The organism is Pseudarthrobacter siccitolerans (assembly GCF_030823375.1).
GTDB classification, from domain to species: domain Bacteria; phylum Actinomycetota; class Actinomycetes; order Actinomycetales; family Micrococcaceae; genus Arthrobacter; species Arthrobacter siccitolerans_A.
Genome location: NZ_JAUSXB010000001.1, coordinates 3,432,797 through 3,456,001, shown reverse-complemented (window position 1 = coordinate 3,456,001; position 23,205 = coordinate 3,432,797). Strand labels below are relative to the sequence as shown.

22 protein-coding genes, 1 tRNA gene, 1 other RNA gene and 2 pseudogenes are annotated in these 23,205 nt (G+C 65.4%); 14 read left to right on the top strand and 12 right to left on the bottom strand.

The annotated features are described in order from the left end of the window. Window positions 1–40: 40 nt before the first annotated feature. A complete protein-coding gene (locus QFZ36_RS16175; protein ID WP_306637946.1) occupies window positions 41–1,102 on the bottom strand; it encodes a glycosyltransferase family 4 protein in 1,062 nt (353 codons plus the stop codon). Between the two features lie 224 nt (window positions 1,103–1,326). Between QFZ36_RS16175 and QFZ36_RS16170 the strand changes: the two genes are divergently transcribed. Next, window positions 1,327–2,025: a DsbA family oxidoreductase gene (locus QFZ36_RS16170; protein ID WP_306637945.1), complete on the top strand. Its 699-nt coding sequence runs from the start codon at window positions 1,327–1,329 to the stop codon at window positions 2,023–2,025. A gap of 55 nt (window positions 2,026–2,080) precedes the next feature. Then, on the top strand, window positions 2,081–2,731 hold the full coding sequence (locus QFZ36_RS16165) for a TetR/AcrR family transcriptional regulator (protein WP_306637944.1): 651 nt from the start codon (window positions 2,081–2,083) through the stop codon (window positions 2,729–2,731). Between the two features lie 7 nt (window positions 2,732–2,738). Here QFZ36_RS16165 and QFZ36_RS16160 read toward each other — a convergent pair whose 3' ends face one another. Both QFZ36_RS16160 and QFZ36_RS16155 read right to left on the bottom strand, forming a co-directional pair. After that, window positions 2,739–3,413 carry a LytR C-terminal domain-containing protein gene (locus tag QFZ36_RS16160; RefSeq protein WP_306637943.1) on the bottom strand — a complete coding sequence of 225 codons (675 nt, stop codon included), beginning with the start codon at window positions 3,411–3,413 and terminating at the stop codon, window positions 2,739–2,741. Continuing rightward, window positions 3,406–3,705: a type II toxin-antitoxin system VapB family antitoxin gene (locus QFZ36_RS16155; protein WP_306639248.1), complete on the bottom strand. Its 300-nt coding sequence runs from the start codon at window positions 3,703–3,705 to the stop codon at window positions 3,406–3,408. Before QFZ36_RS16155 ends, QFZ36_RS16160 begins: the two co-directional genes overlap by 8 nt. A 147-nt stretch (window positions 3,706–3,852) precedes the next feature. On the opposite strand from QFZ36_RS16155, the gene QFZ36_RS16150 reads away from it, so the two are divergent. Next, entirely contained in the window at window positions 3,853–4,782 is a 930-nt protein-coding gene (locus QFZ36_RS16150) for a hypothetical protein (RefSeq protein ID WP_306637942.1), read from the top strand. Between the two features lie 287 nt (window positions 4,783–5,069). Next, the gene (locus tag QFZ36_RS16145) at window positions 5,070–6,485 is read left to right on the top strand and encodes a stealth family protein (RefSeq protein WP_373427086.1); all 1,416 of its coding nucleotides are present in this window, start codon (window positions 5,070–5,072) and stop codon (window positions 6,483–6,485) included. An 80-nt stretch (window positions 6,486–6,565) separates the two neighbouring features. On the opposite strand, the gene QFZ36_RS16140 is transcribed toward QFZ36_RS16145, so the two are convergent. Together QFZ36_RS16140 and QFZ36_RS16135 are read right to left on the bottom strand one after the other, a co-directional pair. Next, on the bottom strand, window positions 6,566–7,495 hold the full coding sequence (locus tag QFZ36_RS16140; RefSeq protein WP_306637940.1) for a phosphodiesterase: 930 nt from the start codon (window positions 7,493–7,495) through the stop codon (window positions 6,566–6,568). A gap of 160 nt (window positions 7,496–7,655) precedes the next feature. Beyond that, window positions 7,656–8,170, bottom strand: a pseudogene (locus QFZ36_RS16135) (glutathione peroxidase). A gap of 159 nt (window positions 8,171–8,329) precedes the next feature. Between QFZ36_RS16135 and QFZ36_RS16130 the strand changes: the two are divergent. Both QFZ36_RS16130 and QFZ36_RS16125 read left to right on the top strand, forming a co-directional pair. Further along, window positions 8,330–8,497, top strand: coding sequence for a hypothetical protein (locus QFZ36_RS16130; RefSeq protein ID WP_306639298.1), 168 nt, complete (start codon window positions 8,330–8,332; stop codon window positions 8,495–8,497). A 210-nt stretch (window positions 8,498–8,707) separates the two neighbouring features. Then, window positions 8,708–9,118: a hypothetical protein gene (locus QFZ36_RS16125; RefSeq protein ID WP_306639297.1), complete on the top strand. Its 411-nt coding sequence runs from the start codon at window positions 8,708–8,710 to the stop codon at window positions 9,116–9,118. A gap of 110 nt (window positions 9,119–9,228) precedes the next feature. Here the strand turns inward: QFZ36_RS16125 and QFZ36_RS16120 are convergent. After that, window positions 9,229–9,750, bottom strand: a pseudogene (locus QFZ36_RS16120) (M23 family metallopeptidase); the annotation flags it as partial. Window positions 9,751–10,147: 397 nt separating this feature from the next. On the opposite strand from QFZ36_RS16120, the gene QFZ36_RS16115 reads away from it, so the two are divergent. After that, entirely contained in the window at window positions 10,148–11,074 is a 927-nt protein-coding gene (locus QFZ36_RS16115; RefSeq protein WP_306637939.1) for an oxygenase MpaB family protein, read from the top strand. 72 nt (window positions 11,075–11,146) lie between these two features. Here the strand turns inward: QFZ36_RS16115 and QFZ36_RS16110 are convergent. Then, window positions 11,147–11,231: transfer RNA gene (locus QFZ36_RS16110), tRNA-Ser, on the bottom strand. A gap of 324 nt (window positions 11,232–11,555) precedes the next feature. Here QFZ36_RS16110 and QFZ36_RS16105 point away from each other — a divergent pair. From QFZ36_RS16105 to QFZ36_RS16085, 5 genes are all read left to right on the top strand, one after another. Next, window positions 11,556–11,906, top strand: a complete 351-nt coding sequence (locus QFZ36_RS16105; protein ID WP_306637937.1) for a hypothetical protein — start codon at window positions 11,556–11,558, stop codon at window positions 11,904–11,906. Window positions 11,907–11,924: 18 nt separating this feature from the next. Continuing rightward, window positions 11,925–12,021: signal recognition particle sRNA small type (gene ffs / locus QFZ36_RS16100), an RNA gene on the top strand. Window positions 12,022–12,072: 51 nt separating this feature from the next. After that, window positions 12,073–15,732: a DNA polymerase III subunit gamma and tau gene (locus tag QFZ36_RS16095; RefSeq protein WP_306637936.1), complete on the top strand. Its 3,660-nt coding sequence runs from the start codon at window positions 12,073–12,075 to the stop codon at window positions 15,730–15,732. A gap of 32 nt (window positions 15,733–15,764) precedes the next feature. Then, window positions 15,765–16,364, top strand: coding sequence for a recombination mediator RecR (gene recR / locus QFZ36_RS16090; RefSeq protein WP_091421154.1), 600 nt, complete (start codon window positions 15,765–15,767; stop codon window positions 16,362–16,364). A 14-nt stretch (window positions 16,365–16,378) separates the two neighbouring features. Beyond that, window positions 16,379–16,975: a GNAT family N-acetyltransferase gene (locus QFZ36_RS16085; RefSeq protein WP_306637934.1), complete on the top strand. Its 597-nt coding sequence runs from the start codon at window positions 16,379–16,381 to the stop codon at window positions 16,973–16,975. Here QFZ36_RS16085 and QFZ36_RS16080 read toward each other — a convergent pair. From QFZ36_RS16080 to QFZ36_RS16070, 3 genes are all read right to left on the bottom strand, one after another. Then, a complete protein-coding gene (locus tag QFZ36_RS16080; protein ID WP_306637932.1) occupies window positions 16,964–18,043 on the bottom strand; it encodes a hypothetical protein in 1,080 nt (359 codons plus the stop codon). The genes QFZ36_RS16085 and QFZ36_RS16080 overlap by 12 nt on opposite strands. Before the next feature lie 86 nt (window positions 18,044–18,129). Then, window positions 18,130–19,260: an ABC transporter permease gene (locus tag QFZ36_RS16075; protein WP_306637930.1), complete on the bottom strand. Its 1,131-nt coding sequence runs from the start codon at window positions 19,258–19,260 to the stop codon at window positions 18,130–18,132. After that, window positions 19,257–20,222, bottom strand: coding sequence for an ABC transporter ATP-binding protein (locus tag QFZ36_RS16070; RefSeq protein WP_306637929.1), 966 nt, complete (start codon window positions 20,220–20,222; stop codon window positions 19,257–19,259). Before QFZ36_RS16070 ends, QFZ36_RS16075 begins: the two co-directional genes overlap by 4 nt. 244 nt (window positions 20,223–20,466) lie before the next feature. Between QFZ36_RS16070 and QFZ36_RS16065 the strand changes: the two genes are divergently transcribed. Further along, on the top strand, window positions 20,467–21,825 hold the full coding sequence (locus QFZ36_RS16065; RefSeq protein WP_306637927.1) for an aspartate kinase: 1,359 nt from the start codon (window positions 20,467–20,469) through the stop codon (window positions 21,823–21,825). Between the two features lie 131 nt (window positions 21,826–21,956). On the opposite strand, the gene QFZ36_RS16060 is transcribed toward QFZ36_RS16065, so the two are convergent. Both QFZ36_RS16060 and QFZ36_RS16055 read right to left on the bottom strand, forming a co-directional pair. Continuing rightward, entirely contained in the window at window positions 21,957–22,172 is a 216-nt protein-coding gene (locus QFZ36_RS16060; protein WP_306637924.1) for a hypothetical protein, read from the bottom strand. Window positions 22,173–22,347: 175 nt separating this feature from the next. Then, window positions 22,348–22,590: a hypothetical protein gene (locus tag QFZ36_RS16055; protein ID WP_306637922.1), complete on the bottom strand. Its 243-nt coding sequence runs from the start codon at window positions 22,588–22,590 to the stop codon at window positions 22,348–22,350. Window positions 22,591–22,667: 77 nt separating this feature from the next. Between QFZ36_RS16055 and QFZ36_RS16050 the strand changes: the two genes are divergently transcribed. Next, the gene (locus QFZ36_RS16050) at window positions 22,668–23,174 is read left to right on the top strand and encodes a MarR family winged helix-turn-helix transcriptional regulator (RefSeq protein ID WP_306637920.1); all 507 of its coding nucleotides are present in this window, start codon (window positions 22,668–22,670) and stop codon (window positions 23,172–23,174) included. Window positions 23,175–23,205 lie beyond the last annotated feature (31 nt).

Genomic DNA, 23,205 nt, shown 5'->3' with positions numbered 1-23,205 from the left:
GCTAGGCGACAGACTTGCCGCGGATCGCCAAGACCGTCGCTTAAAGATTCTGGTGCAAGCCGACCGTATCCGGAACCCCTGAAGGCATCTCCCCGGCCAGCAGTTTCCCGAAAAGCCAGAGGTGCTCATTCACCATGCGTTCCTCGCCGAACCGATCCTTGGCAATCTTTCGGCAGGCTGCCCGGCTGAGGCCTGCCGCCTCCTGCACAAAACCCGCCAGCAGCTCGGTGCGCCCCAAAAATCCGGTCCGGCCATGGTCGATGATTTCGGGTGCAGAACCCACGGCCGTGCCGATCACAGGGGTGCCCGTAGCAAGCGCCTCGATCATGACAAGCCCAAAGGGCTCGGGCCACTGAATGGGGTTCAGGAAGGCCAGTGCTTCGCCCATCAGCCGGTACTTGGCTGCGTCATCGACTTCCCCCACAAAGTCCTCATTGGGCCCAAGCAAAGGTTCGATGACCTCATGGAAGTAGCGCAACTCCTCCCGCTCGCGCATCTTCACCGCGATCCGCAACGGCATGCCGGCCTCGCGGGCAACCATGATCGCTTCCAGCAGGCCTTTGTCCTGGCAGGCCCGCCCAACGAAGCACAGGTAGCCGCCGCTCCCCGAGCCCATCGGGACGGAGGCGACATCCATCCCGTGATGGATGACCCGCGTCACCGGCACCCCAGGGGCGCGCGAGCACTGGTCCCGGGAGATAGCTATGACAGCAGCCCTTCGGCCAATCGCACGGTAGATGTCCACGGCTTCAGTGTTGAGCGGGCCGTGGATGGTCGTCACCACCGGAACCTGTTGGGGCCGCTGCAGGTATAAGGGACCGGCCAGGGTGTGGTCGTGGATGATATCCACGCCGTCCATTGCCTCGTAGGCCCGGGCCACATGGCTTAACTCAGTGATGGTGGAGCCCAGGCCGCCTGGTTGGGCAGGCCGCATCCCCGGAACCAGGGGCACCGGGCAGGTGCTGTCCGACGGGGCCGCCAGCACCACTTCGTGTCCTGCGGCGGCGAAGCCCCTGGCCAGGCTGTCCACGACTCTTTCAGTGCCGCCGTATGCCACGGGCGGAACCGGAATCCACGGTCCTGCAACAAGTCCTATCCGCATTCCTGGCCTCGCGAAGAATACAGGCCGGGCTCCCCAGCCCGCCAGGCACAGCCGTCCGCGGGAACTGACGTGTGCACCGCGGTGTCATCCGGAGTGAGCCGGTGACGCTTTTTTACCTCCATTTCAGACTATTGCGCAGGATGAGCCGGGCGGCAAGCCCTACTGTGCGGTATCTAACACCCGGGTCCTGGAATGCCCTGCCGGGATCCGGAGTTAGCCCCAGCATGAAGATTGAGATCTGGTCTGACGTCGCGTGCCCGTGGTGCTACATCGGCAAGCGCCGCTTTGAGACGGCCCTTGCCAACTTCGAGCACCGCGATTCGGTGGAAGTGAAGTGGCGCAGCTACCAGCTGGACCCCACCCTGCCCGAGCACTATTACGGGACCGAGCTGGAATATCTCAGCACCCGCAAGGGCATTCCGCAGCACCAGGTCTCGCAGATGTTCCAGCACGTCACCGAGCAGGCCAAGGGTGAGGGACTGGACTACCGGTTCGACTCGGTGGTGGTGGCGAACAGCTTCACCGCCCACCGCCTGATCCATCTCGCGGCCGTGCACGGCCAGCAGGACGAAGCCAAGGAACGCCTGCTCAGCGACCACTTCGAGCACGGCAAGGACATCGGCAGCCGCGAATACCTGACATCCCTCGCACTGGACCTGGGCATCAGCAGGGGCGAGGTGGAGGAACTGTTCAGTACGGACAAGTTCGCCGACGACGTCCGCTTCGACTTCGAGGAAGGCCGGACGCTGGGCATCAACGGCGTGCCGTTCTTCGTCATCGACCGCAAGTTCGGCCTGTCCGGCGCCCAACCGGCCGAAACGTTCACCGCCGCACTCAACCAGGCGTGGCAGGCCGCCAACCCCTTGGTACTCGTGAACTCCACCGACGGCGACGCCTGCGGCCCGGACGGCTGCCAGGTCTAGCCTTCGTCTCCCAAGCCCAGGCGCGTTTACTGACACATCGCGGTAAAGTGTCTACATGCCCAGGATTACAGCGGCCACCAACGCCGAGCAGCGCGCGGACACACAGCGCCGTATTCTCACGGCGTTCGGCGAACTCCTTTTTTCCCACGGCCTGCCCGGGCTGACCATGACCGACGTGGCCCGGCATGCAGGCGTGGGCAGGACGGCTGTCTACAACTACTACGCGGACATCGAAGAACTGCTCATCTCCTATGCGCTGGATGAGACCGAAAAGTTCCTGTCCGAGCTCCGGGAGGCATTGGGCCGCCTCGACAACCCGGTGGAGCGGCTGGCGCTGTACGTCCGCGCCCAGGTGGTGGACCTCAGCCGCCGCCACCTCCCGCCGGGACCTGCGATGGGGGCCGTGCTGTCGCCGTCGTCCTTTGCCAAACTCGCCGACCATGTGGGCGAGCTGAGCGTCCTGCTGCAGGGCATCCTGCGCGACGGGATGGAGCAAGGCTACCTGCCGGTTGCAAACGTGGGCCAGCAGGCACAGCTGATCCTCGGCACCCTCTCCTCCAGTGCGGCCCGGGGCAGCGACGAACCTGCGGAACTGGAAGCGCGCGTTGCCAGGACGGTGCGTTTCATCCAGCTGGGTGCCGGCGCAAGGTTCGACGACGCCGGCTGCCCCGTCCGCCTGGCACCGCTTCCCGCCGTGTCCGGCTGAGGATTCTTCAGCGGGTGGGCGCCGCCGACGGCATGACCGGCCACTTGTCGTCATCGGCAACGCGGCGGCTTTCGCGCGGGCAGCCCAGCTTGCCCGGTGTCTGGTCAACGAGGTCCGGCGGCACCAGCGCCTTGTAGTCCTGGGCCAGGACCACGTCCACACTGCCGTCCGTCCTGCCGTCCTGGAAGTAGTCCGAGCCCGGCAGGTTGCGCTGGACGCTCAACGCCGCGGACTGGCCCGCCGCGCCGGACACTACCGCGGCAACACCGCGGTAGCCGGCCTCAACATTGGCCACCGCACCCACCACGAACTTCCGGGCCAGGAACTCGTCGGCCACTGACCGCGCCAGCCCGGGCCGGTTGGTGGAGTTGTAAACGTTGAGGTTGACCTTGTCATTGGGCAAGTAGTCAAAGGCGGCAGCCGGACAGGAGGACACCGTTTGCTCTGCCGGCCCCGCGGCGGGGATCTTCAGGCGCCCGTTGATGATGGCCAGCGCGGTGATAATGGCGGCGATGATCAGTCCAATGAGGAGCACCAGCACCACGCCGTGAAGCACCCGGCGGCGTGCCTGCGAAGTGTCGTCCGCGTCGCTGCGTTCTTCGAAGGTGGCCCGCAGTTCAGACCCGGTGACAACACGGTGGCCATGGAGGACGCTGATGTCCTGCTGTTTTTTTCTAGCCATCGATAACCAGGACACGGGCGTGAATGGCCGTTCGCTGGTGCAGGGCGGTCCGGACGGCGCGGTGCAGTCCGTCCTCCAGGTACAGGACCCCCTGGTACTGCACTACGTGCGGAAACAGGTCGCCAAAGAACGTGGAATCTTCCGCCAGGAGCGCTTCGAGGTCCAGGGTGCGCTTGGTGGTCACCAGCTCGTCCAGCCTGACCGGACGCGGCGGCAGGGCAGCCCATTCTTTGGGAGTGTTGTAACCATGGTCAGGGTAAGGGCGGCCCTCGCCCACAGCTTTGAATATCACCATGCCACCCTAGGCATCCAATGGTCCCAGCGAAAGTGCCGGACGCACCCGGGGGCAGGTTGTAGCCAAACAGTGACCAAGTGTCACACGCGGTGATCCTGGCAGTGCGGCACCGGGAGTTCAGGGTCCTGCTGACAGAATGGAGCCATGACTGCCTCCGCTTCTCCTGCCGCCACCACCCCCGGCGTACACCTGCCGGCCACGCCTTCCCTCGCGCTCCTGCTCGATGTGGACGGGCCGGTGGCCAGCCCGGTCACGCGCGATGTCAAGGCTGAAATCATCAATGATCTTGTAGCCCTGGCCGCTGCGGGTATTCCAGTCATCTTCAATACCGGCCGCTCGGATGCCTTCATCCGTGAGCAGGTCATGGAGCCGATGATCGCGGCGGGGATTCCTGCGGGCACCATCATCCACGCCATCTGCGAAAAAGGCGCCGTCTGGTTCAGCTACACGGCCACCGGACCGGGCCCCATCCATGTGGACCGGGAGCTCGCCGTTCCTGCGGCGTACGGTGACGACGTCCGGCGGATGGTGGCCGAGGACTACTCGGCGCACATGTTCTTCGACGAAACGAAGCGGGCCATGGTGTCCGTGGAACAGCACATCGACGTGCCGAGCGCCGAATACCTTGCCGAGCAGAAACTCTTCGACGCGGACGCCATGGACCTGATGGCCCGGCACGGCCTGGGCGTGGTGCGGCTGGACCACCACGCCCCCAGTTCCGACGACGAAGTGGACTACCGCGTGGACCCCACCATCATCTCCACAGACATTGAATCAGTGCGGCTCGGCAAGGACCTGGGAGCCAGCCGGGCCGTGGAACTGCTGGCCGCGCAAGGCATCACGCCGCAGGCCTGGCGGACGGTGGGTGACTCCCGAACGGACTACGCCATGGCCGACTGGCTCCACCACAACGACCACGAGGTAAAGCATGTGGACGTCCGCCCGGCGGACGGTGTTCCGGACAAGCCCTACGACGTCCTGACTGCTGTGGACCTGGGACTGGATTCCTCCGTGATTCACGACGACGCCGGCGGCGCTTTCCTGCGCAGCTGGCTGGAGGCGCTGGGAGCCTAAGCCTCTTCCGGGGCCCGCGCGGCCCCGGCCGGAAACCTGCCGTTTCCACCCCGCGGCTATCATGCAGGTAGAAAGGCTTACATACTTTGACCAGCACGGAGAACACCATTACAGAAGCACCGGTACAGGACGAGGTCTACTACGGCAGCCAAGCGTCCGTAGAAGAACAATTTCATGCAGAGGTTACGTCTGCGGCGGCGGAACAGCGGCTCAGGCACCGCGCCGATGTGCTCAGGCACAAGGGCCGCTATGCCCTGATCAACTACAACAGGACGCCGTACCAGGCCATGGTCGAGGACCTGCTGTTCCTGCGCAATGTCCTGGTCAATTCCGGAATCGCCTACCTCCTGGTCCGCGGCAACAACGACCGGCCCGTCATCGCCCTGGACTGGAAGGACCGGAAGAAGCTCCGGGCTGCCCTGGTGGAGGCCTGCCGGGATGAGCCGTTCTACTCCATGACGGTGGATGCGAAGAAGAAGACTTCCGTGCTGGTGGCCGACGGAGAGCTTTCCTCCAACCGGCAGGCGCGCATCTTCCGGCTGTACCGTCCCCGGGTTGAACCTGTCGGTGGTTTCGAGTTCGGGGCCTCAGCGGGCGTGCAGATCGAGCTATGGGCCTTCGAAGGCGAGCAGCTGATCCTGCCCATCGAGAACTCACTGACCCGCCGGACCCTCCTGCGGCAGGACGCCGTCCGGGGCACCGTGGAACGCTACGGCCACACCTGGCCCACCATCGAGAACATGTTCGCCGACCATGCCAGCGACATCAGCTTCGACATCGACCTGGTGTTTTCCTGGGTGGACGGCAGCTCCCCCGAGTACATTGCAGCCCGGCGCTCGCAGCAGCAGGGTGTGGTCCTGGGTGAAGGCGACGACCACGAAGCCCGGTTCCGCCAGATCGACGAACTCAAGTACGCCCTCCGGTCCGTTTACATGTTCGCGCCGTGGATCCGCCGCATCTTCATCGCCACGGACTCCCCCGCGCCTGCCTGGCTGGCGGACCACCCGGCTGTCACCATTGTCCGGAGTGAAGAGTTCTTCTCGGATCCGGCCGTGCTGCCCACCCACAACTCGCAGGCGGTGGAGTGCCAGCTGCACCACATCGATGGGCTCTCTGAACACTTCCTGTACTCAAACGATGACATGTTCTTTGGCCGCCCCGTGGGCCCGGACATGTTCTTCACCCCGGGCGGCATCACCAAGTTCATCGAGGCGGAAACCCGGATCGGGCTGGGCGAGAACGCCGCCGAGCGCAGCGGCTTTGAGAACGCGGCACGCGTCAACCGGAAACTGCTGTGGAACCGGTTCGGCCGCATCACCACCCGCCACCTGGAGCACACGGCGGCACCTCTGCGGCGCAGCCTGGTGGCCCAAATGGAGCAGGAGTTCCCCGAAGAGTTCCGGAAGACGGCCGCCAGCCGGTTCCGTGCGGCGGACAACATCTCCGTCACCAACTCGTTCTACCACTACTACGCGCTGCTCACGGGCCGCGCGGTCACCCAGACGGCAGCCAAGGTCCGGTACGTGGACACCACCATGCGGGCGGGGCTGAACTACCTGCCCAAACTGCGGTCCAAACGGAACATGGACTTCTTCTGCCTGAACGACGGCAGCTTCCCCGAAGTCGCAGCGGACGAGCGGGCCGAGCTGGTCACTGACTTCCTGGAAAAGTACTTCCCCATCAAGGCACCCTGGGAGAACTAGGGCGGACGGCAGGTTCCGCGCCGCCTGACTGCGCGGACCCTGCTGTTCCTTCGTTGCGGCACCCTTCCGGCGGCACCCTTCTAGCGGCTTGTGGGCAGGCCGTGCTTCACGCTGTTCCGCTGCTTCGCCGTTTCCGGGATCCGTATTCCTGCGGCAGCCAGCCGGCGCTCTGTCTCTTCCGGCGGGACATACTCGCCTACCGTCGTCGAACTTCCCAGCGGGACCACCGAGTGCACGATGGTGTGCTCATAAACGTGCACCAGGTTGAAAGACTGTCCGCTGTCCTGCCCCCGGGTACCACCCACAGGAACGTTCAGGTCCTGGGTGTAGCAACTGGCGGAGGCGACGGAGACGGGGACTCCGGCAAAGCTCGCCGTGGTGGAGTAGTGCAGGTGGCCGGCCAGGATGGTGCGGACGTCCGAGTCCCGGACCACCGCTGCCAGGGATGCCTGGTCGCGCAGCTCCACCAGGACCGAAAGGTCCAGCACGGAGGGGACAGGCGGGTGGTGGAGCGCCAGGATGGTGCCGTCAGGGGCCGGGGTCTCCAGTTCCTGCGCCAGCCAGTCGAGCTGGGAGTCATCAAGTTCGCCATGGTGGAAGCCCGGGACTGACGTGTCCAGGGTGATGACGCGCAGGCCGTTGATGAAGTAGCTGTGGTCCAGGGGGTCGTCGTTGCCGGGCTGGTCCAGCAGGCCCTTCCGGAGGTTCGCCCGGTTGTCGTGGTTTCCCATGGCCCAGATGACCTCCGCACCCAGGTCCTGGCAGGCAGGCTCAACGATGGCCCGGAGCTTTACATAGGCTTCCGGATCGCCCTTGTCCGCGAGGTCTCCGGTGAAGATGACCGCTTCCGGCCTCGCGCCGGATGCTTTGACCTCTTCGAAGAGCTGCAGGAGCCGCTGTTCGCTGTCTACGACGCCGTAGAGGGGATCCGGACCTCCCAACAAGTGGGGATCGCTCAGGTGGAGTAGGAAGTGGCGTGGCCGGGGATGCTCGGCCTCGATGTGCTCCATTGCTGCCTCTGTGGTCGGGGGGAAGCTGCTCTTCCCTTGTACCCTTCAGTAATCTTTATCCAATCAGACATTTGGCAAACTTTGGGTGAATCGCCGAAACCGGTGTGGAAAAAGATAAAAGAACTGCGCATTCCTTGGATTAATTCGGGAAAGCGCAGGCTCAGCCCAGGGCGTCGTCGATGGCGTCGATGACTTCGGCTGAATCGGGCTCGACGGTCGGCGCGAAGCGGGCCACCACTTCGCCGTCCCGGTTCACCAGGAACTTCTCGAAGTTCCATTTCACCAGTCCCGGCCCAGCAGCCCCGTCCTGAATTTGGTCAGCTCAGCGTAGAGCGGGTGCTGGTCCTTGCCGCGGACGTCGGCCTTGACCGTAAGAGGGAAGGTCACACCATAGTTCCGCTCACAGAACTCCGCGATTTCGCTGTCGCTGCCGGGCTCCTGGCCTGCGAACTGGTTGCACGGGACACCGAGGATGTCGAATCCACGGTCGCGGAACTTCCCGTACAGCGCCTCAAGCCCGGCGTACTGCGGTGTCAGGCCGCAGTTGGAGGCGACGTTGACCACCATCACCACCTTCCCTTTGAACCTGCCGAAATCAGTCTCGGTCCCGTCGTTCAGGGTCAGCGGGATCGGGTACAAGGGTGTCACGGGCTGCGTCCTCAGGAAGTTGGTCATAAGTCGGATTCGTTGCCAATGGATCAGAGTACTGGTCCGGGCTGGACGTTTCCTGGGCCCGTTTTGCGGCAACGTTTCCTGGCCCCGGCTCCAGGGCTCCGCCGGTGCCGAAGACAGTGAGGAACCCGGACGGACGTCGCTTCAGCCGACGGCTAATCGGTGGCAGGAAGGGAGGGTGACGCCGTGGGCGCCGGATCCGTGGGGTCAGCAGCCCCGGTCGGGGAAAGCGAGGTCGGTGACGGTGTCGCTGTCGGCGCAATCGGCGGCGGCTCAACCGGCGCAGGTGCCAGGGACGTCTCAACCGGCGCCGATGTCGTGAACGTCTGAATCGGCGTCGGCTCAACCGGCGCAGATGTCATGAACGTCTCAATCGGCGTCGGCTCAACCGGCGCAGATGTCGTGAACGTCTGAATCGGCGTCGGCTCAACCGGCGCAGTTGTCACGAACGTCTCAATCGGCGAAGGTGCCGGAGACGACGCCTCAGTCGGCGTAGGGGACGGCTCACTCGGCGACGGCGATACCGTACCGGTTGGTGATGTGGACGTCGGTGACGCGGTCGAAGTCGGCGACGGCGACGGCGACGGCGAAACCGTACCGGTCGGCGATGTGGACGTCGGTGACGCAGTCGAAGTCGGCGACGGCGACACCGTACCGGTCGGTGATGTGGACGTCGGTGACGCAGTCGAAGTCGGCGACGGCGACGGCGACACCGTACCGGTCGGCGATGTGGACGTCGGTGACGCAGTCGAAGTCGGCGACGGCGACACCGTACCGGTCGGCGACGTGGACGTCGGCGACGTCGTCACGCTCCAGCTGGGCGACGGCGACGGTACACCTGGAGCAGGCACGCTCGCCGCCAAAGACAGGGAGGCCGGCGTCGCAGGCGTTTCTGCACCGCCGTCACCCTCAGGGTCGCCCGGACCAAAGCCGACAGGTATGATCCACTGAAGCCATCCCAATGGGGAACCGCTGCCCGGCGCGTAGTTTTTCAGCTCGTCGGCTCCGTTGTCTGCAAGGGGACGCAGCGGCAGCAGCTCCCACGTCAGCGGACTGACATGGCGCCCATTAAGGATGGTTTCGAAGTGCAGGTGGCATCCTGTGGACCATCCCGTAGTACCCACTTCGGCGATGAACTGTCCAACGTTGATCCTGTCGCCCGTGCGCACAGCAATGGCTTCCAAATGGTTGTACGTGGTGATCAAGCCGTTGCCGTGGTCAATCTCCACCCGGTTGCCCCCGCCCCACGGGTGCCATCCGGCGGCGCGGACCACTCCCGAATCGGCGGCATACACTTTCGTTCCGCACGGTGCGGCATAGTCCTGGCCGAGGTGGAAGTCGCCCGCGGCCCCGGACAGAGGGCTCACCCGGAGACCAAAGGGCGAGCTGGCGATGAGCAGTTCAAGGGGCGCCCGGAGGAAGCCGGCCGCGGGCCTTCCCAGCCCGGCGGCCCCCACCGTCAGCGGCACCGAACCGTCCCCCGCGTAACTTCCTACTGCCGCATGGGGAAAAGGAACCAGAGCCTGTGGATCGGTGACGATCGCAGACGGCAGACTACCGGCGCCAACAACGCCGGAGGGCATTTCACCCTGGCGTGCAGACAGCGCCGTAACGGCATCAGGGCCGGCAGATAAGGCAGCCCGGCTCGCCGGCCCAGTGGGCGCGGCAGTCCATTCCTCCGCGCTTCCCGAAAGGTTCAGAGCCCAGACGGAGAGGGCAAGGGCACCCGTCGCCGCGAAAGCGCGCACGAGGGAACCATAAAGAAGGTGCGGCCGAGGGTGCTTATCTGGTCTCCGATGATTCCCCAAAAGACTGACTCCAGAACATAATCAACCGCCCGGTGTCTTGACGGTATGTCCCATGGGACCATACGGCCGGAAGCCTGTGAACCCCATCACGCCGCTCGGCGCCAATAATTGAGCAAACCTTGCGGTACCTGACACCCCTAGCCCCGCCTCTCCCCCACGGCAACAATGGGATATGCACAGCTTCCTTCGGAAATGGCAGGACGAACTCAAGAAGACGTTTACCGGCACGGCCGATTCGGCCCCTGACTGGGTGACGAAGCTGGCGGAAGGGGACGACCCCGGCTACCACCTCCCGGGCTCAGCAGTGTGGGCTGTCCACGGCTCCATGTCTCCGATAGTGGCCGGCATCCGGACACTGCTGATGCAGTCCCTTCACCCGGGCGCCCTTGCCGGAGTGCACGAGCACTCCAACTTCCGCGAGGACCCCCTCGCCCGCCTGGCATCGACCATCCGCTGGATCTTCACCGTGACCTACGGGTCCAAGTCCGCCGCCGCGGAAGCTTCCCGGCGCGTGCAGCGCCTCCACGAGCCGGTACAGGGCAGCTTCGTGGATAATCAGGGAGCACCCCGCAACTACAGTGCCAATGACCCCGAACTGGCCAGCTGGATCCACATAGCGTTTACGGACGCGTTCCTCACAGCGCACAAATTATGGGGCGGGCCCATCCCCGGCGGGCCCGATGCCTACGTTCGTGAATGGGCGCAAGCCGGGATGCTGATGGGCGTCGAGGATCCGCCACTTACCGAAGCCGCCATGCGGGCCCAACTCGACCGGTGGTACCAGAACGGTGAGCTGCGCGTGGACCGCCAAGTGGAAGAGACTGTGGAATTCATCCGGAAGCCACCGCTCAATCCCATGCTTCGGCCCGGATACCGTGTTCTGTTCGCCGGAGCGGTCTACAGCCTGGAGCCCAAATACCGTCAAATGCTCGGCCTTTCCGTGCCACGGCTGGGCGCATTCCCGCTCCCGGTGAAGCTGTCCACCAAAGTGGTGCTCGGCGTCGTCCGCCTTGCTTTGGGCCAGCGCGGCCCCAGTGAACTGGCAGCCAGGGAACGACTCCGCCGGCTGGGCCTTGAGGAGGTCGAAGCGCGGCGTTAAAAACAGCCGGACGGTGGACGGGGGGAAACGAAAGAACCCGGTCCCGACAGTGCGGGACCGGGTTCCAACCGGCGGAGAATGGGGGATTTGAACCCCCGAGGGCGTTAACCCAACACGCGTTCCAGGCGTGCGCCATAGGCCGCTAGGCGAATTCTCCAGCTGCTTCTGAATCAAAAGCAGGTACTAGACTACCTGATGTTTTCCGCTTCGCCCAATTGGCCGCGGCTGGCCCTGTTTTGGCGGCTTCCCCGGCCGCTCCCATGAGGGCGCTGTACAGGGCTTAACCAGAAATGGACGCCCCCAACGCGCCCATTCCATCGGAACCCCGTTGAGCTGCCGGGTCCGGCCCCGTTCAGCCAGGCCTCGCAGCTCACAATCTTGAGATTGCCCCAATCGGTGTACATACCCATGATCGTGGCTGGCGCGTGGATAAGCAATGAATTTCCAGCCTTGGCTTGCCAGATGCGGAACCATGGGAGGCATGAGTGAACTGCACAACCTGGTGTTTTACGTTCCAGTCACGCACACAGAACGGGTCCTGAAGGCAATTGGAGATGCCGGCGCGGGCCGGATTGGAAATTACTCACACTGCTCCTTCACCTCCCGGGGAACAGGCCGTTTCACTCCACGCGACGGCGCCGACCCATACCAAGGGCGGGTCGGCATTCCGGAGGAAGCGGCCGAGGACCGGGTTGAGTGCATCGTGGAACGCCCGCTGCTTGACGCCGTGGTCCTGGCGTTGTGGGCCGCGCACCCCTATGAGGAACCTGCCCTGATGAGCTGGAAGGTTGAGGGCTGGCGCTCTCGGGAGGCCGATTCGAGTCGTGCCTGAACTTCGGGTAAAGTAACTGGCGGCCCCTCATGTGGCGTCATCCTGTTGAACTCCCCCAGGACCGGAAGGTAGCAAGGGTAAATGGGCTCTGGCGGGTGCATGGGGGGTCTTTACTATTCCCCCACAGGGCGGCAGACTGTCAGCCCGGATTGGTAGGGTTTTCTCTGTGACAGTTACTACCGCCCTCTACCGCAGATACCGTCCAGACTCGTTCGCTGACGTTATCGGGCAGGAGCATGTCACCGAGCCGCTGATGACGGCTTTGCGGAAAAACCGCGTTAACCATGCTTACCTGTTTTCCGGCCCCAGGGGCTGCGGAAAAACCACTTCAGCACGAATTCTGGCGCGCTGCCTGAACTGCGCCAAGGGCCCCACGGATACCCCTTGCGGCACCTGCCCCAGCTGCGTTGAGCTCGCCCGCGGCGGGTCCGGTTCGCTGGACGTCATCGAGATCGACGCCGCCAGCCATGGTGGCGTGGACGACGCGCGGGACCTGCGCGAGCGGGCCACTTACGCTCCCGTGCGGGACCGCTACAAGATTTTCATCATCGACGAAGCCCACATGGTGACGTCCGCCGGATTCAACGCCCTGCTGAAGATCGTCGAAGAACCACCGGAACACATCAAGTTCATCTTCGCCACCACTGAGCCGGACAAGGTCATCGGCACCATCCGCTCCCGGACGCACCACTATCCCTTCCGGTTGGTGCCGCCCGAGCCGCTGATGGCCTACCTGGAACTTCTGTGCAACCAGGAGAATGTCCCGGTGGCGCCCGGAGTACTGTCGCTGGTGATCCGTGCCGGCGGCGGTTCTGTCCGTGATTCTCTTTCTGTCCTGGACCAGCTGATGGCGGGTGCCGGGCCCAACGGCCTGGACTACGAACTTGCCGTTGCGCTCCTCGGCTACACTCACGCTTCGTTGCTGGATGACGTCGTGGAGGCGGTTGCCGCATCGGACGCTGCCACCGTTTTCCGCGCCGTGGACCGGGTCATCCAGACCGGCCATGATCCGCGCCGGTTCGTCGAGGACCTGCTGGAACGCTTCCGCGACCTCATCATTGTCCAGGCCATGCCCGAAAGCGCGCAGACCATCCTCCGCGGCATGCCTGCCGACCAGATCGCGCGCCTGAAGAACCAGGCCCACAACCTTGGCGGCGCCGAGTTGTCCCGCGCCGCAGACGTCACCAATACGGCATTGACCGAAATGACTGGCGCTACCTCCCCCCGGCTGCACCTGGAGCTCCTGTGTGCCCGGATACTGCTGCCCAGTTCAGAGCAGAACGAGCGCGGCATGGCAGCGCGGATTGACCGCGTGGAACGCCGGCTCAATTACGCCGGAAACGACGTCGGTACTCCCGCCGCCGTGGTGGCGGGGCACCAGCCTGCACCGGCAGGTCAGGACGCCGCTGGTGGGAATGCCGCACCGGCCCCAGCATCGGGCGACGTGTCTCCCCCTGCATCCGGCCCCGGCTCCGTCCGGGCGGAGCCGGCACGAACGGTACCCGCAGCCTCCGCGCCTGCCGAACCTGCTGTATCCGGTCCTGCACGGCACGAGCCTGCTGCTGCAGCAGCCCCGGAAACCACGCCTGCCGCCGGTTCCGCTCCCACGGACGACGGAACCCGCGCTCCCCTGACACCGCCCCGTGTTAGCACCAGCGACTGGCCCGTTGAGGCTCCGGCAGGGACCCGCCCCGCCCCGGCTGGTGCGCGCCCAAACGCGGAGCCTGCCCCCGCCGCAGTGTCCAACAGCGCAGTTCCCCCTACAGCAGACCCCGGAACCGCAGCTCCTGCAGGGGGCCAAACTCAGGGGGCACGGTCAACCGGCACTACGCAGGCTGCAGGACCCGATGCCCGGAACGCTCCTGACGTGCTGCCGGAGCCCACCCCAACTGCGCACTCTGATTCCCGAACAGCTCCCGCTGGGCCTGCTCAACCCGGGACGGCGCCTGCGGGTCCGGCTGCCTCCGTTCCCGGCGCTCCGCCGGCAGCTATGGGCGACGTCGAAGTGCTGCGCCGCGCGTGGCCGGACGTCCTGCAGACACTGACGAGGATCAAGCGCAGCACCTGGGCACTCGTTGAGCCCAATGCCCAAGTGAGCGCCTTCGACGGACACACACTTACTCTTTCGTTCACCACGTCCGGACTCGCGGGCGCCTTCGGCCGGGCAGACCATTCGGAAAACCTGCGGCAGGCAATCCACAAGACTATGGGTATCGACTGCCAGATCACCGCGGTGGCCGGCGGCGACCGGGCGAGCTCTGAACCAAACCCAAAAGCACCCGCTAGCCGGCCCGCCCCGGCAACGTCAGCTGACGTTGCCTGGGGACTGGCCCCCGCGCCGTCGTCCCCGCCAGCCGAGGCGGCCACAACATCCCCCGCGTCGTCGGGGACAGGCCAGGGGTCGACTCCGGGAAGCGTTGAGGCCGACGCCCCCGCCGGGCGTACTGCCGCGCCAGCAGCCGGACTACCCCAAGGGGGCAAGGTCCAGCGTGCCTCTGCCGCCGGTGAGTTCCCGGCTCAGCCTGAACCAGTCAACCGCCCTTCCCAGGCTCAACCGGCCCCTGCCCCTGCCCCGGTCCCGTCGGCTCAGCTTGATTCGGCTGAACCGACAGCAGCCCCTCCCGCCGCCCCTTCGCCCCAGGCTGCGGCGGCCTCTTCTGCCGTCCCGCCAGCACGCGCTGCGGCAGCCCCTCCCGCCGCCCCTTCGGCCCAGGTTCCTTCGGCCCAGGTCTCTTCGGCTCAGGCCGATCCTTACAGCACTGCCGGTGACTACTCGTACTCGGATGACGACTGGGGTCCGCCCCGGGACGAAGACGCTCCCCCGCTGGATGAAGAGCCTCCCATGGACTGGGACCCTTCGGGGCGTCCGGAAGCACGTACCGCCAGGGCTGGCGGGACTGGCGGGGCCAGCGAGCGCAGCGGCGAAGACCCCGGGGCAGCCGGTCCAGCTGCCGCCTCAGCCGCTGGAGACCTGCCGGGTACCCGGCCCGGAACCCGGGCAAACAGCGGGACCCCGGCAAGCACCGGACCCTTGTCCGCCAAGCCTGCACCTGCCGGAGATACATCGCACGACCCTTGGACCCGTGCTGTAGAGCAGGCGCCGGGCGTCTGGGTGATCGGTGAGGACAGCAACCTGGGCAAAGCGCCGGCTGCCAGCCTTCCGGACAAGGAACCTGCTGCCGCCGCTCCAACCCACCACTACGAGCCGGCTGTTGCGCAGATTCCCCCGTCGATACCGGTCACCGGCGCGGCCGCCGCTGTAGACGCCGAGTGGGGCCTGGCAGCACCTGCACCTTCGACGGCCCAGGCGGCACGCCAGCGCATGGAACCCGTGCCCTCCGTTCCTGGCAGCATGAATATGGCTACCCCCGGTTCAGCTCCCTCCAGCCCGGATCGCTCAAACCCAGGCCTCTCAAGCCCAGGTCCTTCCGGATCTGCGCCGGAACCGTCTCGGGAGTTCGCCATGGCCTCAGCCGCTCCCGCCACCGCGCCGGTTCCGGCGGCGCGGCCGGCTCCCGCTGCCGCGCTAGCGCCGGCTGTACCCGTGGCCTCGCCTGCTCCGGTGGTGTCCCCTGCCCCAACAGGCACACGGCAGAGCCTTTACCAGCGTCTGTCCAACAGCCCCGAGGCCGAGGCAGGCCGGGCAAAAGCCCCGGCGCGGGCCATCCCGGCCTCAGCCACCTACGTCCAGGACATCCCGAGCCCCGACGATGAGACCATTGAGGCATCCGGTGTCTTCGGCCGTGCCGCGGTGGAACGTATCCTCGGCGGAAAGCTGATCGAGGAACGTTCCCTCGACGGCAGCCCCGTGCCGCCGCGCTACTGATCAACTATCCGCCCCTAGCTAAAGAGGAAAACGTGTACGAAGGTGCTGTCCAGGAGCTGATTGACGAGCTCGGACGCCTTCCCGGCGTGGGCCCCAAATCCGCACAGCGGCTGGCGTTCCACATCCTTGAAGCGGACCCGCAGGACATGAAGCGGCTGGTGGAAGCCATCACCACCGTGAAGGAACGGGTCAAATTCTGCACCGTCTGCGGCAACGTCACGGAGCAGGAACTCTGCAACATCTGCCGTGACCCCCGGCGTGATCCCGCAGTGATCTGCGTGGTGGAGGAATCCAAGGATGTTCTCGCGGTGGAGCGCACCCGGTCGTTCCGGGGCCGGTACCACGTACTGGGCGGAGCCATTAACCCGATCGCCGGCATCGGTCCGGAGCAGCTGCGGATCCGCGAGCTCCTGACCCGGCTGAACGACGGCGCCATCCAGGAAGTGATCATCGCCACCGATCCCAACCTGGAGGGAGAGGCAACGGCTACCTACCTTGCCAGGATGTTGAAGACCATCGGGATCGCCGTGACCCGGCTCGCGTCCGGACTTCCGGTTGGCGGCGATCTGGAGTATGCGGACGAGGTCACGCTGGGGCGGGCCTTCGAGGGCCGCCGCAACGCCCTCACCTGAGCTGGGTAAAAAGAATGCCTCCGCGCGAGATCATGCCGCTGCTCACCGAGCGGCTTGTCCTGCGGCTGATCAGGGGCTCGGACGAGGCCGCCATCCACAGCTACCGGAGCAATCCCGCTGCCACCCGGTACCTCTCCCACGAACCACTCTCCGTTGATGCCAACAGGGAAAGGCTGACGGAGCTCCTGGCCCTGGCCGAAGCATCCACCGGCACCTGGTTCAACTACTGCTGGGCCATCACCCTGCGGCAATCGGGAAACGTCATCGGGGATGCGCGCACCTGGAACAGCGCAGCGGTCTCAGGTCCGGGGGTACTCGCCCCCGGAAAACATCCCGCCGGACATGCTGCCCTGGCCTATGTCCTGCACCCCGATTACCACCACCACGGTTACGCACGTGAAGCTGCCGCTGCCCTGGTGACGTGGCTCTTCACGCAGTGCGGGATCAACACGGTTGCAGCGGCAGTCTATGAACCGAACACTCCGTCCCTCCGGCTTCTCCGGAGTCTCGGGTTCCAGAGTGACCCGGTTCTCCCCGCAGACGGGGAACGAGCGGGCAAAGGCCTCCCCTTGCTGACGTTTCGGCTAAACCGTCCGAACTTATCGCCCTGAGGCGGCTTTGTGCCTGGCAGCTATGGAACCGCCGGCGAGGAACACCCCGCCTACGGCCAGTTGCAGGGCGATACCGACCGCTGCCAGGGGTGATTCCACTGCTGTGCGGTCGCGTTCCTGGCCCTCCACACAGGGAACCTGGGAGCCGTCAGCCGCGTTTTGCATCTCCCGCGGAAGCCACGCCAGCGCGTCATCCTGGGGAGCGGATTCAGCGGCAAGGACGGTGAACAGGACCAGCGGGTTGGTTGCAGCGATCCAGGCGATCCGCTCGCTGTGATAGACCTCAGCTGAGCCCCGCAGCTCGGGCAGGCATTGCCACGACAGCAACCACCCGGAGTCATCGCGTTCGATGTTGACCGCCACAAGGACGTGCTCGGAGGTCCGAACGGCGGGAAGCAGCAGCGCAACAGCAAGCACATTTCCTGCCAGGAGCAGGAGGGACGCACTCCACGCGACCACCCGTCCCGTGTTCTTGCTGAACCACCACAAGGTGCCCGCCCCGATCGCGCCAAAAACCAGGAACTCCAGAAGGGCCAGGCCTGCCGCGACTCCGGCCAAGGCGGGTGACGACTTCGTTGCCAGGGCCAGGCCAAGCAGGAAGAATGCGGACAGCGCGGCAAAGGCGGCACCCCGGCCACAGGCTACGGTCCAGTGCAGGAACGGTCCGGCTCCCGGACGTTTCCGTCCTTCCTCCGTTATGCCCGGATGGCGTCCCCACCGGAGGGCCAGCACGCAGGAAACCACAACCAGCACAGCCGCCGTCAGAATGTACGCGCCTCCGAAGGCATCAGGCGGTACATTACCTCCTGTCGCCAACACCACCGTCAACAGCGCAGCGCCCAGGGATGCCAGGAGAATCATGGCCCCCTGGCACCAGAACCGTCCTGACCGGAAGGACCCGGCGATGTCCAGCAGGGCCTGGCCAAGGATCACCCGGGCGGCGCCCGGGCCGCCGGGCAGGCCGTCCTCGTCCTCAGCCGCAGGAGGATTCAGCCGGCCTGCCCCAATGACTTCGTACACGGGTTCTTCGCCCCGCCGGCTTCCATCCTGCCGTTCGTCACCAGCCACAGTTCAAGCCCCTCCGGAAACAGGCCCAGCCCGCGGGCTGATCAGTCCATCGTGGCCCACGGCACCGGGCCTGTCCACAGGAGGAACTAGGCTATGCGGGTTCCGCGCGCCAGTCTGTGGGCGGGGGTGCGGAGGGCCCGCCAACCCAGCCACATGAGGAGCGCCGCCACCAAAAGCTGCAGGCCCAGCCCCAGCGGCCACATCGGTGTTGACTGCGCCAGATACTGCGGCTTGACCTCCCCGTTGGCACACGGATAAGTACCTTCAGGACCGGCAAGTGCGTAGCGCGCTCCCTGACTGATACTTTCAATTGCTCCTACAGAGCGGAACCCCTGTTGGCCGGCCCGGTCGGGGTAGGGGATCGCGTCAGCGACCACGACGTAAGGGTTCATGGCCAGCAGCCAGGCAACCCGTTCGGTCCGCATCACCCTCTGCTCCTGCAGCGGTCCAGAACACGTGTACTGCGGCTCCGCCGGCCCGCTGCTGAGCTGCTCATACGCGCGGTATTGCGGCTGGTTTGCCATGATGGTGCCCTGGGTAAGCCCGGTTCCCAGCCCAAAGGCGATCAGGGTGCCCACCGCAAGCGCAGCCACGGCCAGGTACGTGACCACTATCGAGAACAGCGGCCGCCCGGCGAGCGCGGAAATGCCAACACCGACGGCGCAGACAACCCCCACCTCAAGCGCAAGCATCAGCAACGCCACCAGCACGTGCCCCGGGGTCATGCCGCCCAGTGCCACGCCGATCACCAGGAACGGCGTGCTGGCCACCAGGAAGGCCAGGGCCGCCGCCCAGGCCGCAACGAATTTGCCCCACAGGATCTGGCCGGGCTGCAGCAGCGTTACCTGGAGGATGGCCAGCGTGCCGCCGGCCCGGTCACCGTTGACGGCGTTTGCGGACAGCGCCGGGGCAACCAGCAAGGCAAAGAGCAGGACAAAGGCCAGGACCACCTCAAAGATCATGGACCCCGGCCCGGTCTCCGGAGGCGCCACGTAACCGGAATAGGCGCGCTGCGCCTCCTGGGAAGCATTCCAGCTGGCCCACGTCAGCCAGGTCACCAGGCCCGTCAGGACAAACCAGATGGCCAGCATGATGTACCAGCCACGGGACCGCAGCCGCTGCTTGAGCTCAAGCACCACCACGTCCCGGATACCGGGCAGGTAGCCGCCAGTTGTCCTGCCGGCTCTGTCTTGCCGGTTCTCTGTCACGTGGCTCATTCCTGCTCCCCTTCGAGGCTCATGTACGTCTCTTCAAGGGCGCCTGTTGCAGGGGCAAAGGAATTAACCCCGACGCCGGCCATCACCAGCTCACGCAGCAGCCGTTCGGCATCGCTGTCGTCGCCGAGCATCAGGCTGACAGCCGGACGGCGTCCGTCCTCGAGGCGGAACGCCAGGCCAAGTCCGGTGAGTTTGGCAGCGAGTGCCGCCATGTCCGAAGCGGTAACGGCATACCTCCGCCCGGCGGCGGCAGCCTGCTCAGTGGTCTGCTGCCTGACGGTACGGCCCCTGTTGACGAACACCGCGCCGTCGGCAATTTCATCAAGTTCGCTGAGCACGTGGGACGAAACCACCACTGCCTTGCCCTCGGCCGCCAATTGCCGCAGCATCAGCCGAAGCTCCACCCGGGAGCCGGGGTCCAGGCCCGATGCCGGCTCGTCGAGCAAAAGGACGGAAGGGTCGTGGATGAGGGCCCGCGCAAGGCTAAGCCGCTGCTGCTGCCCGCGCGAGAGCACCCGCGCCGGCTGGTCGGCAAGGTCGTCCAGCCGGACCCGTTCAAGCAGCTCCGCAACGCGCTGCCCGATGCCCTGGGCGGGAAGCCGGTAGAAGCGGGCCATCTGGGTGAGGACTTCCCGTGCCGTCAGCGACTCCCACACTCCCAGGGTGTCCGGCATCCAGCCCAGCCGGCGGCGCACTGCCGCCCGGTCCCGGCGCGGATCGAGACCGCCCACACTGATGCTGCCCTCGTCCGGTGCCAGCAACGAAGCCAGCATCAGCAGCAGCGTTGTTTTGCCGGCCCCGTTCGGGCCGATCAGGGCTGTCACTTTGCCCGCCGGTGCGTGGAAGTCCATATGCTCAACGGCGCGCACCGCGCCGAAGCTGCGGGTCACCGCCCGGGCCGTGATGCCGCCGCCGGGCTCCCGCCCGGCCACACCGTCCGGTAACTCAGAAATCATTGCCATGTATTGCGCACCTGTCCCCCACAGTTTGTGATGCATGCTGACGGTTTTGAGCGTACGCCCGCAGAGCGTGACGGCAGGCGCCCTGCGGGCTGATATTCGGTCACAATTCAACCCCTGGCCGTGGGCGGCGATAAACTGGTGCGAAGAAGTCGCGCCAACAATGGCGCTAGTTCCCCCGGGTCAGGGCCACACAGCATTACGGCTGCCTGGCCGGACTCCAAATTGATCCAGTAAAGGTTCGCGCATGAGTACGCCCACTACCGAAGTGCACAACGCAACGCAGCCGCAGGGGCTGCCCGCCGGCGGCGCCGTGACCAAACAGCTCATCGTGCAGAAATTTGGCGGGTCCTCGGTGGCGGACGCCAATGGCGTCAAGCGGGTGGCTGCACGCGTTGTGGACGCCCATGCTGCCGGCAATGAAGTAGTCGTTGTGGTCTCTGCCATGGGCGACACCACTGACGAACTCCTGGACCTCGCTGCCCAGGTGACCGACTCCGCCCCTGCCCGCGAAATGGACATGCTGCTGTCCGCCGGTGAGCGCATCTCCATGGCACTCCTGGCCATGGCCATCAACAAGCTGGGCGCCTCTGCCCAGTCCTTTACCGGTTCCCAGGCCGGCATGATCACCGACGGCATCCACGGCAAGGCCCGGATCATCGACGTCGACCCCCACCGGATCCGCACCGCGCTCGATAAGGGAAACATCGCCATCGTGGCGGGTTTCCAAGGCATGAGCCGCGCCACGAACGAGATCACCACCCTTGGCCGCGGCGGTTCCGACACCACGGCTGTGGCGCTGGCAGCGGCCCTCGAGGCCGATGTCTGCGAAATCTACACCGACGTGGACGGTATCTACACCGCGGATCCGCGCGTGGTGCCCTCGGCCCAGAAGATCGACACGATCTCCAGCGAGGAAATGCTTGAACTCGCAGCCTCAGGAGCCAAGATCCTGCACCTTCGCTGCGTCGAGTACGCGCGCAGGTTCGGCGTGCCGCTGCACGTCCGCTCGTCATTCAGCCAGCATGAAGGCACCTGGGTCATCCCCAGCGCCGAAGACAAGATCACCACACAAGAGGGAGTTGCCTTGGAGCAGCCAATCATCTCCGGCGTCGCGCACGACCGTTCCGAAGCCAAGGTCACCGTTGTTGGTGTTCCGGACATTCCCGGCAAGGCTGCCGCCATCTTCCAGGTCATTGCCGATGCGCACTCGAACATCGACATGATTGTGCAGAACGTGTCCACCCACGGCACCGGCCGGACGGACATCTCCTTCACGCTGCCCATCGTTGAAGGCGCCGACGCCCTGGCAGCGCTGCATGCAGCCCAGGACCAGATCGGCTTCGAGACCATCGAGTACAACGAACAGATCGGCAAGCTGTCCCTGATCGGTGCCGGCATGCGCTCCCACCCCGGCGTCTCCGCCACGTTCTTCAAGGCACTCTCGGGCGCCGGCATCAACATCAACATGATCTCCACCTCGGAGATCCGCATCTCGGTTGTTACCCACGCCGACCTGCTGGACGAGGCCGTGCGGGTAATCCACCGGGCCTTTGAGCTGGACAGCGAAAGTGAAGCCACGGTGTACGGCGGCACCGGCCGCTAGCCGCTCCGCACAGCAAAGGGTTCCGCTGCAAAGCTGCCTGCCACACAAAAAATGCACTGGTGACGGACTGAGTCCGTCACCAGTGCATTTTTTCGAGTCAGGCCACAGCAGTGCTGTCCGGGGCGGCTGGGTCAGGCTTCGTTCTGGAGGTCGTCGCGACGTACCGCGTAGTGATGGCCTTCCGAGTCGCTTTCCACCATGAAGTGCGTCAGCTCCTCCTCCGAGGCCTGCTCGAACTCGTCATGCCTGTGCACTACCGGCAAATTGGAGTCCACCCGCGTGGCGGGGCCAAAGAGGAAGCGGAGCCTGTCCGTCACGCTCATGAACCCGTCAATGAAATGTGCCATGTTTTCCACCCCCTTCCCGTATACCGGGGAAAGAGCCGTACCAAAGAGAAATGCCCGTGCTCCTGGCGGAGCCAGTGCCCTTATTTTACGCCCGGCGCCCTGAAAAGGACCTGCAGTGCGGAAGAAGCAGGTGCGAAGAACAGATGCTGAACAGGCACCAATTTCCGCAGCAGGGTCAGCGAAGTGATTTGTCTTCCGGGTTCCGGGGCACCACGTAGGTGCTGCCGTCGGGGCGCGTGACGGTCTCCCACTGCTGGGTTTCAGCCTCGCGCTGGGCCAGGAGCCGGCGGTTTTCCTCCGTCATGTCATGGATCAGCGACGTGCGGCTGGCCGGACCAAAAACTGCCCGCAGCTTGCCCGTTGCCCGCATGAAGCGCTGCGAAGCGTTTCCCCTGCCTCCAGGGCTTGCCTTACCCATGAACCGACTCCTTCCAGTGACCTCTTGACCAACAACAGTGTACGCTAATAGTTAGTGCACTAACAATTGGAGTCCCGATGAACCCTGCAACCAGCACTGCCACCGCCAGCCCGGCTGGCACCATTGCCGGTACTGTCCCCCCGAAGGATGATGACCTCCTCCTGGAGCATCAGCTGTGCTTCGCCCTCACAGTGGCAGCCCGCAGTGTGGTGGGAGCCTACAAGCCCGTACTGGAGAGGTTGAACCTCACCCACCCGCAGTACCTCGTGATGTTGTGCCTCTGGGAATCCAGTCCCCGGACAGTGCGGAACATCAGTGATGCCCTGGCCCAGGAACCGGCCACTATCTCGCCCCTGCTGCGGCGCCTTGAGGCATCGGGCCTGATCTCACGACGGCGGGTGGACGGCAACGAGCGCGCCCTCGCCGTTGACCTGACCCCCGCGGGTGCGGCGCTGCGACAGGAGGCGCTTAAGGTCCCCGGGACCATGATGGAGCGCCTGGGCCTGACGCGGGACCAGGTCAGCGAGCTGCACGCATCCATGATGGGCCTTATCGAAGCTACCTCCCAGGGCCGGCAGGCTTAGCCTGCGGGCGGGGCCGGGGCAGTAGAATGGC

Bases quoted from the DNA above. Each gene is read 5' to 3' on its own strand.
- QFZ36_RS16175 (WP_306637946.1), bottom strand. From the start codon at position 1,102: ATGCGGATAGGACTTGTTGCAGGACCGTGGATTCCGGTTCCGCCCGTG.
- QFZ36_RS16170 (WP_306637945.1), top strand. From the start codon at position 1,327: ATGAAGATTGAGATCTGGTCTGACGTCGCGTGCCCGTGGTGCTACATC.
- QFZ36_RS16165 (WP_306637944.1), top strand. From the start codon at position 2,081: ATGCCCAGGATTACAGCGGCCACCAACGCCGAGCAGCGCGCGGACACA.
- QFZ36_RS16160 (WP_306637943.1), bottom strand. From the start codon at position 3,413: ATGGCTAGAAAAAAACAGCAGGACATCAGCGTCCTCCATGGCCACCGT.
- QFZ36_RS16150 (WP_306637942.1), top strand. From the start codon at position 3,853: ATGACTGCCTCCGCTTCTCCTGCCGCCACCACCCCCGGCGTACACCTG.
- QFZ36_RS16145 (WP_373427086.1), top strand. From the start codon at position 5,070: ATGGTCGAGGACCTGCTGTTCCTGCGCAATGTCCTGGTCAATTCCGGA.
- QFZ36_RS16140 (WP_306637940.1), bottom strand. From the start codon at position 7,495: ATGGAGCACATCGAGGCCGAGCATCCCCGGCCACGCCACTTCCTACTC.
- QFZ36_RS16115 (WP_306637939.1), top strand. From the start codon at position 10,148: ATGCACAGCTTCCTTCGGAAATGGCAGGACGAACTCAAGAAGACGTTT.
- QFZ36_RS16105 (WP_306637937.1), top strand. From the start codon at position 11,556: ATGAGTGAACTGCACAACCTGGTGTTTTACGTTCCAGTCACGCACACA.
- QFZ36_RS16085 (WP_306637934.1), top strand. From the start codon at position 16,379: ATGCCTCCGCGCGAGATCATGCCGCTGCTCACCGAGCGGCTTGTCCTG.
- QFZ36_RS16075 (WP_306637930.1), bottom strand. From the start codon at position 19,260: ATGAGCCACGTGACAGAGAACCGGCAAGACAGAGCCGGCAGGACAACT.
- QFZ36_RS16070 (WP_306637929.1), bottom strand. From the start codon at position 20,222: ATGGCAATGATTTCTGAGTTACCGGACGGTGTGGCCGGGCGGGAGCCC.
- QFZ36_RS16065 (WP_306637927.1), top strand. From the start codon at position 20,467: ATGAGTACGCCCACTACCGAAGTGCACAACGCAACGCAGCCGCAGGGG.
- QFZ36_RS16060 (WP_306637924.1), bottom strand. From the start codon at position 22,172: ATGGCACATTTCATTGACGGGTTCATGAGCGTGACGGACAGGCTCCGC.
- QFZ36_RS16055 (WP_306637922.1), bottom strand. From the start codon at position 22,590: ATGGGTAAGGCAAGCCCTGGAGGCAGGGGAAACGCTTCGCAGCGCTTC.
- QFZ36_RS16050 (WP_306637920.1), top strand. From the start codon at position 22,668: ATGAACCCTGCAACCAGCACTGCCACCGCCAGCCCGGCTGGCACCATT.